At 63.3% G+C, this 11,130-nt stretch carries 10 protein-coding genes and 1 tRNA gene; 5 read left to right on the top strand and 6 right to left on the bottom strand.

Annotation, left to right across the window (positions count from 1 at the left end; translation table 11 throughout):
• Positions 1-39 precede the first annotated feature (39 nt).
• The 5 genes from F7P65_RS19990 to F7P65_RS19970 all read right to left on the bottom strand — a co-directional run bounded on the left by F7P65_RS19990 (position 40) and on the right by F7P65_RS19970 (position 3,788).
• Positions 40-666, bottom strand: a complete 627-nt coding sequence (locus F7P65_RS19990) for an EF-hand domain-containing protein (RefSeq protein ID WP_150294976.1) — start codon at positions 664-666, stop codon at positions 40-42.
• Between the two features lie 136 nt (positions 667-802).
• A complete protein-coding gene (locus F7P65_RS19985; RefSeq protein WP_150294974.1) occupies positions 803-2,020 on the bottom strand; it encodes an argininosuccinate synthase in 1,218 nt (405 codons plus the stop codon).
• Between the two features lie 157 nt (positions 2,021-2,177).
• Positions 2,178-3,110, bottom strand: coding sequence for a hypothetical protein (locus F7P65_RS19980; protein ID WP_150294972.1), 933 nt, complete (start codon positions 3,108-3,110; stop codon positions 2,178-2,180).
• A gap of 169 nt (positions 3,111-3,279) precedes the next feature.
• Positions 3,280-3,474 (bottom strand): DUF4169 family protein, encoded by a 195-nt coding sequence (locus tag F7P65_RS19975; RefSeq protein WP_150294970.1) that lies wholly within the window; start codon positions 3,472-3,474, stop codon positions 3,280-3,282.
• A gap of 240 nt (positions 3,475-3,714) precedes the next feature.
• Positions 3,715-3,788: transfer RNA gene (locus F7P65_RS19970), tRNA-Gly, on the bottom strand.
• A gap of 111 nt (positions 3,789-3,899) precedes the next feature.
• Between F7P65_RS19970 and F7P65_RS19965 the strand changes: the two genes are divergently transcribed.
• From F7P65_RS19965 to F7P65_RS19950, 4 genes are all read left to right on the top strand, one after another.
• Positions 3,900-4,820, top strand: a complete 921-nt coding sequence (locus F7P65_RS19965; RefSeq protein WP_150294967.1) for a LysR family transcriptional regulator — start codon at positions 3,900-3,902, stop codon at positions 4,818-4,820.
• Positions 4,821-4,949: 129 nt separating this feature from the next.
• A complete protein-coding gene (locus tag F7P65_RS19960; RefSeq protein ID WP_150294965.1) occupies positions 4,950-7,067 on the top strand; it encodes a TonB-dependent receptor domain-containing protein in 2,118 nt (705 codons plus the stop codon).
• Positions 7,068-7,170: 103 nt separating this feature from the next.
• Positions 7,171-8,286 carry a DUF47 family protein gene (locus tag F7P65_RS19955; protein WP_150294963.1) on the top strand — a complete coding sequence of 372 codons (1,116 nt, stop codon included), beginning with the start codon at positions 7,171-7,173 and terminating at the stop codon, positions 8,284-8,286.
• 21 nt (positions 8,287-8,307) lie between these two features.
• Positions 8,308-9,309: an inorganic phosphate transporter gene (locus tag F7P65_RS19950; protein ID WP_150294961.1), complete on the top strand. Its 1,002-nt coding sequence runs from the start codon at positions 8,308-8,310 to the stop codon at positions 9,307-9,309.
• A 63-nt stretch (positions 9,310-9,372) separates the two neighbouring features.
• Here the strand turns inward: F7P65_RS19950 and F7P65_RS22120 are convergent, their stop codons facing one another.
• Positions 9,373-9,540 carry a hypothetical protein gene (locus tag F7P65_RS22120; RefSeq protein WP_162854723.1) on the bottom strand — a complete coding sequence of 56 codons (168 nt, stop codon included), beginning with the start codon at positions 9,538-9,540 and terminating at the stop codon, positions 9,373-9,375.
• A gap of 143 nt (positions 9,541-9,683) precedes the next feature.
• On the opposite strand from F7P65_RS22120, the gene F7P65_RS19945 reads away from it, so the two are divergent.
• A complete protein-coding gene (locus F7P65_RS19945) occupies positions 9,684-11,087 on the top strand; it encodes a helix-turn-helix domain-containing protein (protein WP_150294958.1) in 1,404 nt (467 codons plus the stop codon).
• Positions 11,088-11,130: the final 43 nt, after the last annotated feature.

Below are 11,130 nucleotides of genomic sequence, written 5' to 3'. Positions count from 1 at the left end.
GGGAGGGGAGGGATCGCCCCGCGCCGGCGGCGGTTCGGTTCAGTTGGCGGGCGGCGGGGGCGTCGGACCCTTGCGGTCCTTCCAACCGTCGCGGAAGGCGGCGCGCGCGGCCTTCATCTCGTCCGCCGTCACCTTGCCGTCATGGTTGGTGTCGGCTTTGTCGAACATGGCGAGCGGACGGGCCATGAATTCGGCCTTGGTCATCGCGCCGTCCTTCTGCATCCCGCCATCGAGACCGCCGCGCATCATGCCGCGCCCCGGCCCGCCATGACCCCAACCGCGACCGCCCGGACCCATATGATCCCGCATGCCGTCGCGGCCCGGATGGGCGGCCATGAATTCCGCCTTGCTGATCTGGCCGTTCTTGTCGCTATCCATCGCCGCGAAACGCTCGTCGAGCCGTTGCTGGCGCAGCATGTCGCGATCCGTCTGGTCGATCTTGCCGTCGCGATTGGCGTCGAGTCTGGTGAAGCGCGCTTCCAGTGCGGCGGTCAGTTCCGCCTTGGTGAGGGTGCCGTCCTTATTGGCATCGGCCATCATCAGCATGCCGCCGCGACCGCCGCCCTGCCGGGGGCCGCCATCCTGGGCGAGAGCGAGGTGGGAGGCGGCAAGTCCGCCGACGAACAGCGAACCGACCGCTACCGAGGTCAAGAATTTGCGGATCATGGATCTTCCTTCAAAGCGTCTGTCACGAACGGCGCCCTGCCGTCCTTGAAGACGCTTATCGGGGAATTTTGTCCCGCAAATTTGTCACGTCACCCGATAAAATGTCGCAATTTGTATCGGGTGACGGGGTTGGCGTTCAGCGGTCGCGGCGGCCCAGAAGGCGCAAACGCAACGCATTGAGCTTGATGAAGCCCGCCGCGTCACGCTGGTCATAGGCACCCGCATCGTCCTCGAAGGTGACAACCTTTTCGCTGTAGAGGCTGTTGGGCGACTTGCGGCCGACGACATAGACGCCGCCTTTGTAGAGCTTCAGGCGAACGGTGCCGGTGACCTTCTCCTGGCTATAGTCGATGGCGGCCTGAAGCATCTCGCGCTCGGGCGCGAACCAGAAGCCGTTATAGATGAGTTCGGCATATTTGGGCGCCAGTTCATCCTTCAGATGGGCGGCGCCACGGTCGAGCGTGATCTGCTCGATGCCGCGATGGGCGAGATGATAGATGGTGCCGCCCGGCGTTTCGTACATGCCGCGCGACTTCATGCCGACGAAGCGATTCTCGACCAGATCGAGGCGGCCGATGCCATGCTTGCGGCCATATTCATTGAGCGTTTCGAGCAGGGTCGCGGGGCTCATGCCGACGCCGTTGATCGCCACGCCATCGCCGCGCTCGAAATCGATGGTGATATATTCGGGCGCGTCGGGCGCGTCTTCCGGGTTGACCGTGCGCGAATAGACATAGTCCGGGGTCTCTTCCCACGGATCTTCCAGCACCTTACCCTCGGACGAGGTGTGCAGCATGTTCGCGTCGGTCGAGAAGGGGCTTTCGCCACGCTTGTCGCGGGGGATCGGGATTTGGTGCTTTTCGGCGAATTCGATCAGCTTGGTGCGGCTGGTCAGATCCCATTCGCGCCACGGCGCGATCACCTTGATGTCGGGCGACAGGGCGTAATAGCCCAGCTCGAAGCGAACCTGGTCGTTGCCCTTGCCGGTCGCGCCGTGGCTGACGGCATCGGCGCCGACCATCTTGGCGATTTCGATCTGGCGCTTGGCGATCAGCGGACGCGCGATCGAGGTGCCGAGCAGGTAGAGGCCTTCATACAGCGCATTGGCGCGCATCATCGGGAAGACATAATCCTTCACGAACTCCTCGCGCAGGTCGTCGATGAAGATATGTTCTTCCTTGACGCCCATCAACCGGGCCTTGGCGCGGGCGGGTTCCAGTTCCTCGCCCTGGCCGAGATCGGCGGTGAAGGTCACGACCTCGCACTGATAAGTCTGTTGCAGCCATTTCAGGATCACGCTGGTATCCAGCCCACCTGAGAAGGCAAGAACGATGCGGTTGATCTTGTCGGACATGGCTTAAGCGACTTTCCTCAAAAACTGGCCGGGAAGACCAGGAAATTACCGGCGGGCCGGTATCAGGCCGCGCGCGCAAGTGCAACCGAGTCCACGCAAGAAAGGGGACGCCAGCGGTGAAGCGGCGTCCCCCGATACTGTAAATCCATCCTTATTTTCAGCCGGTGCGCGGATTGAACAGGCTCTTGCGTCCCGGCCGATCCGACCCGAAGCGATAGACCGTCTGCGTATATTCCGGACTTGCGCGGTTTACGGCAGGGGCCGCCGGTTCCGGCATGGCGGATGCGGTCTGCGCCTTTTCCTGCTGGGCCAGCAGGAACTTTGCCCGCGTCATCCGCTTGCCATAGGTTTTGAACGGGTTTTCCGGGCTGGGTGGGGCGGCCACCATGGCCTCCAGCCGGCTGTCAATGTCGCCTGCCACGGGCCGGGGCGCGATCGGCGGAGCCATCAGCGGCATGGAAGCGGGCTTGAGCGGTTCCGGCTCGACCGGGACGGCGGGACTGATCGCGGCGATTTCTTCCTCACTCTTGCGACGGCGCATCATCGCGGTTCCTGCGAAGCCGCCCAGAATCAGTATGCCGCCGCCCAATGCCCAGAGCAGGGCCGGATCGATGGCCGGGCTGCGCGCGGCGCTGGTTTGCGCGGGGGCGGGCGTGGCTTGCGTGTCGACCGGCGGCTGGGCTTCAATGGGCACCGGAGCGGGCGCGGGCGCGGGCTCGGTGCGGGCAGGCTGGGTGGTCATTGCCGGTTCGGCCGGAGCAACCGCCTTGGGGGATGCAGGCCGGTCGATGACGGCCTTCTTCTCTGCCACATGCTTTACGGGCGCAGCCTTGACCGAGGGCGCGGGCTTGACGGTCGCTTCGGCCTCGGACGCGGCAATGGCGGCGTTCAGGCGCTCGTCCACCGAAGGTGTTGGCTGAACCATTGGCTGTGCCGGTGCGAATACCGGTGCTGTGGGCTGCGGCGCGGCAGCTTCAGGCATGACCGGCGGCGGCGTTACCGTCTGGGCCAGAAGCGAGGTGGAGGTGAGAGCCAGAACAGCGGCGATCGCGGTCCCGGCGGGGCGGATGATGCGAAGATTTCCAGTCATAGCGCAAGACCAACCAACATACGCGTCGATTCAGCGCAACTGGCCGACCTTATTCCCGATCAATGGAGGCAATCGTTCGGTGAAAAGAAAAATATGGCGAAATGTGAACAGATGTTCATCATCGCCATGGACCTTTGATCTTGGTAATGGAGGAAAGCCAGCAAAGAAATCATTCCGTTTCCTTGTCTGGACTTTCCAGATGTGCGCCATCGAGCAATCGCGCCTTGCGCTCTTCTTCCAGAACTTCGGCTTGTCGCTCTGCCTTCGTTCGACCGAATTTCGCGCGATTAATCTCCGCCTGACGCGCCTTATCCGCCCTGGCCCGGGTTTTGCGGGCCTGCCAGAAATTGATGATATCGCCCATAAGCTGCCGACCGGGTCATGGAAAAAAGAGGGGATAGCGGCGACCGTTGGCGGAAATCAACGGGAATATGGCCCTTCGTCCGCAGGCCTGGGTTCCCGATCGGCAAGGCATTGCGCCTGAAGATCGACCAGATGATCCCGCGCAATTCGATGGTCCGGGATCAGGCGCCGCTTTCCCGCGTACAACGATCATTCCAATTGTGGGGGACTGACGGGCGATCCGCAGAAACGACGGAAAACGTGGAGCGGGTAGCGGGGATCGAACCCGCATCACAAGCTTGGAAGGCTAGTGCTCTACCATTGAGCTATACCCGCCCGTCAGGAGGAGCGCCCTGCCATCTTTGAACGGCGTTCGTCAATATGGCAAAGCGAAATTCACCCATTATCCGCCTTAACCCTGCATGATATTTGCACTATCAGGAACCCATGGCCACGCCTTCCCTGCGCCAGTTGGATATATTCGCGCAGATGGTGGCATCGGGCAGCCTGTCGCGCTGCGCTCGCGATCTGGACATGACCGCCGATGCGGTGGCGCGCGATCTGGCCTCGCTGGAATTGCGCCTGGGCTATCGGTTGTTCGACGATCTGGCCGGGCGGGCCCGGCTGACCGCCGCCGGGCGAAAGACCGCGCAGGCCATGACCCTGTTGTCGCAGCATCAGTCCGAACATTGGCAGGCGGAGGAGGCTGAGGCTGTCCTGCCCGATCCTCCTCCCGCTCCCGAACTTGCCCTTCCCTCGCGCGAATCCATCATCGTGGCGGCGCCGGCGCCGGTTTTCGGTCATTTTCAGGAGGCGCTCGCGGCTTTCGAGGCGGCGAATGAGGATGTCGCCATCACGCTCGACCTGACGGTGCATCTGGCCGATGAGGCTGGCCTTGCGCTGCGTCGGGGCAAAGCCGACATCGCCTATTTCTATGCGCTGGGGGAGGTTGACGGCCTGCCTTCCCGCTATGGCTGGTCGGAACAGATCAATCTTTATACCGGCGTCGACCATCCGCTGGCCCGCCGGGAGAGTGTCGCGCCGCAGGAACTGGCGATCATGCCGACGCTGAGCCTGGAGCCGCGCAATGCCCTGCGTCGGATCATCGACGAGGCGCTGGCGGGTGGCGGCATTCAGTTGGGCGATCCGGTGCTGGAAACCGACAATCTCTTCGACATCATGACCATCCTGCGCGAGGGCGCGGGATGTTTCGCGGCCTTCGGTCCTCTGGCGCGCGATCTGGGGCGGATGGCGGGCATCCGGCGCGTGGCCCTGGAACGCCCATTGCCCACCATTGAAGTGCGGCAGGCTGTCAACCCGCAAAGCCCTGCTGCTGCTGCGGCGCTGGCGGAATTCCTTTTCCTTTAGGACGGTTTGCGACGGGCTGGCGGGATTTTGCGGCCTGCGCTTCCATTCGTCGTATTCAGGTATTGATATACTATATCATAAACGTTAGGGCGACCGCATCACCTCCCTGATTCAAGGATGACGAGCCGCATGTCCCTTTCCACGTTGCTGCGTGCCGGTTGCGCCATGTCCGCACTTTCCTTCGCCGGTGCTGCCTTTGCGCAAGACGTTGCCGTCGACACGGTACCGCAGGCCTATCACGATCAACCGAAATCGGACATCGTCGTGACCGCCATCATTCCCCGGCGGCAGGGCGATATCTTGTCCGGCACCTCGGTCGTGTCGGGCGAGGAACTGACCCGTGACCTGCGCCCGACCATCGGCGACACGCTGGCGCATCAGCCGGGTGTTTCCGCCACCTCCTTCGGTCCCAATGCCTCGCGCCCGGTGCTGCGCGGCTTCCAGGGGGAGCGGGTGCGCATCCTGACCGACGGCATCGGCAGCTTCGACGTGTCCAATACTTCGGTCGATCATGCCGTGGCGATCAACCCGCTGACCGCCGACCGAATCGAGGTGCTGCGCGGCCCGGCGGCGTTGCTCTACGGTTCTTCGGCCATTGGCGGCGTGGTCAACGTCATCGACAGCCGGATTCCGCGCCGCGTGCCCGACGAGCCCATTCATATCGACGGCATCGCCACCTACGGCAGCGCCGCCAATGAACGCACGGCATCGGGCGAGATCGAGGCGCCGATCGGCGACAAGTTCGTGGTGCATTTCGACGGCAGCTATTCGAAGAGCGGAAACCTCGACACCGGCAATTATATCCTGACCCCCGCCTTGCGCGCGCAGGCCGCCTCCAGCAGCGATCCCGCCATTGCGGACCTCGCCAATCTGCGCGGAAAGCTGCCGAACAGCGCGGCGCGCACCTGGGAAGTGGCAGGCGGCGCGGCGCTTGTCACCGATGGCGGCAATCTGGGCTTTTCGGTCGCGCATACCGACAATTTCTATGGGGTGCCGGTGCGCTATTCGTTCGACCCCGATAGCGAGGCGGAAAAGGTACGGCTGCACATGAAGCAGGACCGCGCCGATCTGCGCGCCGAATTGCCGGTCAATGGCGGTTTCCTGGAGTCCATTCGCCTGCGCGCGGGCTTTGCCGATTATCAGCATCAGGAAATCGAGGAGAGCGGCGCTGTCGGCACGACCTTCTACAACCAGTCCATGGAATCGCGGCTGGAACTGGTGCAGGCCAAGCGCGGCGGCTGGGACGGGGCGATTGGCGCGCAATATTTCGCTCGTGATTTTCATGTCGTCGGCGAAGAAAAATTCCTGCCCCGCAATCGCACCGAGCAACTGGGCTTTTTCACGCTGCAATCGATCGATTTGGGGTCGACCCGCGTGGAGATCGGCGGCCGCTACGAACATACGAATGTTCGCGCCGACGCGGATGAGACGTTGCTCAACCCCGCCTATCGCCGGAGCTTCGATGCCTTGTCGGGATCGCTGGGGATCAGCCAGGAAATCCTGCCGGGCTGGCGCGCTGGGCTGAACCTGTCACGCACCGAGCGCGCACCCTCGGCCGAAGAACTGTTCGCGCGCGGCAATCATGCCGGGACGCAGGCTTTTGAACTGGGCAATCCCGGTTTCGGGCTGGAAAAAAGCTGGGGCATTGAAGGGACGCTGCGCAGGCAGGGGGCCGGCTATACCGTCTCCTTGTCCGCCTATCACAATTGGTTCGACGGCTATATCTACGATTCGCTGACCGATGACTCGGTTTGCATGATGGTCAATGGCGGCACGCCGCTCGATTTTCCCTGCTATCAAAATCTCCAGGCCAATGCCCGTTATCTTGGCTTTGAGGCCGAAGCTACGCTGAAGCTCGGTCAGATCGGCGGCTATTCGGTCAATCTGGACGGCGTGGCCGACTATGTCCGCGCCACCATCGTCGGCACGGGACCCGCGCCGCGCATTCCGCCCCTGCGCCTGTTGGGCGGGATGGAATTGCAGGGGAGCCGGATGAGCCTGCGCGGTGAGGTCGAGCATAGCTTTGCGCAGAACCGGATTTCCGACACCGAAACGCCGACCGACGGCTTCACGCTGGTCAATGCCTCGCTGTCGGTGAAGCCCTTCAAGGGGAATGACCGCACCACGATCAGCCTGTCCGCCAATAACATCTTCGACGTGGAGGCGCGGCGCGCGGCGAGTTTCCTCAAGGATTACGCGCCCTTGGCGGGACGCGACATCCGCGTCACCATGCGGTTGTCGATCTGATCGCAGCCGATTGCGCAATGTGACAATTTCGTTACAAGGCGCCGATGATTCCGGGATGGTCCATATTCGATCATGTATGCCATAAGGCGTATAAGGGCGGCTGATGCGTCAGATCGCTGCCCTTCCCTATGCGACCGATCCCGACGGGTCGATGCGCATCCTGCTGATCACGTCGCGCGACACGCGGCGTTGGGTGATTCCCAAGGGCAATCGCATCAAGGGCATGGCGGGCCATCGCGCCGCCGAACTGGAAGCCTATGAGGAAGCGGGCATTCATGGCATTGCCTGCCCGGCGCCGCTCGGCCGCTACCGTTATGACAAGAAACGGCGCAAGGGCGACGTGCGCGAGGCGACGGTCGAGGTGTTCCCGCTCGCCGTGACCGGCCAATTGCCGCAATGGCCCGAACAGGGGCAGCGCGAACTGCGCTGGTTCCCGGTGGCCGAGGCGGCGAGGGCCGTCGACGAACCCGATCTACAATCCATTATCGCGGCCTTCCGCGAACCGCCCAAGGACCCGGGCCTGTTCGTGCGGACGTTGCTGCGGATCAAGGAATGGCAAACCGAAAGGACTGGAATGCTGCGCTGGTTTCATGCGCTGATGCCCAAGCAGGGGCGCTTTTTCGAGCAGTTTGAGGATCATGCGGCGACCCTGGTCACCGGTGCCGATGCGCTCGCCCGGCTGCTCAAGGGCGGGCCGGATATGGACGTCCATATCAAGGAGATTTCGGACCGCGAGCATGAGGCGGACGACATCATCCGTGAAGTGCTTCAGGACGTTCGCCGCATCTTCGTGACGCCCTTTGACCGGAGTGCGATCACCGGCCTGATCGGGGTGATGGACGACGCCATCGACCAGATGAACCAGACGGCGAAGGCGATTGCCCTGTTCGAGGTGAAGGAATTCCCTTCGCAGATGCAGGACATGAGCGCGCTGATCGTAGAGGCTGCGCGGATCACGGCGGAGGCGATGCCGCTGCTGCGTTCGCTCAACCTCAATTCGGCGCGGCTGCATGACCTGACCGAACGGTTGGTGAAGCTGGAGGGGCATGCCGACATCCTGCACGAGGCAGGCCTGAAGGCGCTCTACAATCAGGCGCGGCAGGGCAATCCGATGGATTTCGTCGTCGGCAAGGAGATTTACGGCCATCTGGAAAAGGTGACGGACCGGTTTGAGGACGTTGCCAATGAGGTTTCCGGCCTGGTCATCGACCACGCCTGATCCGGTTCGCGAGCAGATTTCATGGAAGCCCATATCGCTTTTCCGCTGCTGGTCGGCCTGGTCGGCATCGCGCTGCTGTTCGACTTTCTGAACGGCCTGCACGATGCGGCGAACTCGATCGCCACCATCGTGTCGACGCGGGTGTTGAAACCCCAATATGCGGTCGCCTGGGCGGCGTTCTTCAACTTCATCGCCTTTCTGTTCTTCGGGCTGCATGTGGCCGAAACGGTGGGCAAGGGGATTGTCGATGCCGACATCATCGACGCGCAGGTGATCTTCGGCGCACTGATGGGGGCGATTGCCTGGAACCTCATTACCTGGGGACTGGGCATACCGTCTTCCAGCAGCCACGCGCTGATCGGCGGCCTGCTGGGCGCAGGGACGGCCAAGGCGGGATTTGGCGCCATCGTGTGGAGCGGTGTGTTCACGACCAGCGCCGCCATTGTGATGTCGCCGGCCATCGGGCTGTTCCTGGCCCTGATGCTGGTGCTCATCATCAGTTGGGTCTTCCGCACGTTCACGCCGCAGGGCGCCGACCGCGTGTTCCGCAAGCTGCAATTCGTTTCCGCCTCGCTCTATTCGCTCGGCCATGGCGGCAATGATGCGCAGAAGACGATGGGGATCATCGCCGTGCTGCTCTATTCGCAGGGGATGCTGACCGGCGGTTTCCATGTGCCCTTCTGGGTGGTGCTGAGCTGTCAGGCGGCCATGGGTATCGGCACGATGCTGGGCGGATGGAAGATCGTCCACACCATGGGGTCAAAGATCACCCGGCTAACCCCGGCCCAGGGTTTCTGCGCGGAAACGGGCGGCGCGCTGACGCTGTTCATGGCGAACCATCTGGGCGTGCCGGTGTCGACGACCCACACCATCACCGGCGCTATCGTTGGCGTCGGCGCGTCACGGCGTCTGTCCGCGGTGCGCTGGAACGTGGCGTCGAGCATCATCGTGGCCTGGGTCGTGACCCTGCCCGCCGCCGCCGCCATTGGAGCGGCCTTTTACGGGCTGACGCGGTTTTTCTGATGCCAAGAGGGCGCGGTCGGTTTCCCCGCCGCGCCCTTCCTCTCCTGAACCTTTTGAAGATCGTCAGCTCACCCGGCCCAGGCGGTGGTAGAGATTGGCATATTTGACCGATTCCGGCTTGTCCTGCACCTCGCGCAGATAATGCGCGATGGCGGTGCGGATCAGGCCGAAATCCTCCTGGCTGAAAACCGCGCGGGAGCGAGCGGGCTGGGGCGCTTCTATCGTGTCCATTCGTCATTCCCTTCCTTGTCTGTGCGGCCGTCTTGACCGGATGCCTTGTCAAACCATGGCTGGCGGCAGGAGGGTAGGGCGATTAGTGAGGCGGTGTCATGCAGTGACTTGTTCATACTGTCATGATTTGACATAATGACAGTATGGCGGACGATCGGAAACTCTATCTGGGCCCAAAACTGCGCGTCTTGCGGCGGGAATTGGGCCTGAACCAGACGCGCATGGCGGAGGAACTGGGTGTTTCGCCCAGCTATCTGAACCATCTGGAGCGCAACCAGCGACCTTTGACCGCGCAGATGCTGCTGCGACTTGCCAACATCTATGACATCGACATTCGCGATTTCGTCGCCAGCACGCAGGAAGGTGCGGCTACGGCCTTGGGCGAGATCCTGTCCGATGCGCTCGTGCGGGACATCGGCATCGCGAGGGATGAGGTGCTGGAGGTCGCGGAAAACTATCCTGGGGTCAGCGAGGCGATCGGGCGCTTCTATCGGGCGCTGAGCGATCTGCGGCGCTTGCCGGAACAGGTGACGGCAGGGGCGGGTTCAACGGCCCCCCTGCACGCGCCGCTCGACTGGTTGCGGGAGACGGTGTCGCGTGCGGGTAATCACTTTGCCGAACTGGATGCGGAGGCGGAGGCGTTATCGCCCGAACTGGGCGACGACCCTTCAACCTTGCAGGCGGGCATCCGTGCCCGGCTCAAGGAGCGTCACGGCATGGGCGTGCAGATCGTGCGGGAAGATGTGCTGGCGGGCACGCTGCGCCATTATGACATGCATCGGCGGCGGTTGTTGTTGAGTGAGCGGCTGGCGTCCTCGGGGCGGTTGTTCGCGCTTGCCTATCAGTTGTGCGCGCAGGAGATGGCGGACGGGATCGCGGCGCAGGTTTCGCGGGCGGGCCCGCCGGATGAGGACAGCCGGCGATTGGCGAGCATTGCGCTCACCAACTATGCGGCGGCGGCGCTGATCATGCCCTATGACCGCTTCGCCAAGGCGGCCGAGCAGAGCCGTCATGACCTGATGCTGCTCCGCGCACGCTTCGGCGTGTCCCTGGAGCAGCTGGCACATCGGCTGACCAGCCTGGGGCGGACGGGCGCGCGGGGCGTACCCTTCTTCATGGCGAAGATCGACCGGGCAGGGATTGTTTCCAAGCGCTTCGATGGCGAGGCGTGGCCCTTTGCGCGGCTGGGCGGCACCTGCCCGCGCTGGGACGCGCATGGGCCGCAGGAGTCGGACGCTGTCGGCGCGCAGCTGATCGAGACGATGGACGGGCGACGGTTCGTGAGCCTTGCCATCGGTCTGCCGAAGGACGGCGGGGCGCGGGGCCGATCGGTGCTCGCTCTCGGCTGCGAGGCGAAGCATGCCGGCCGGATCGTCCATGCCGACGGGATCGATGTGGAGAAGGGGGCGGCGACGGAGGTCGGGCCGACCTGTCATTTATGCGAGCGAAGGGGATGCCCTGACCGCGCCCTGCCGCCGGTGACGCGGGCGTTGGACTTGCATGGCTATGAACGAACAGTCGCGCCGTTTCCGTTCAGGCGGGTTTGAGGGCGCATAGTCATTAACGACCAGTTGCGGACATCCAGATCAT

This window comes from Sphingobium estronivorans (assembly GCF_008692605.1).
GTDB lineage: Bacteria > Pseudomonadota > Alphaproteobacteria > Sphingomonadales > Sphingomonadaceae > Sphingobium > Sphingobium estronivorans.
Note: the sequence above shows the minus strand (reverse complement) of the source record. Positions and strands in the feature narration are given on the sequence as shown.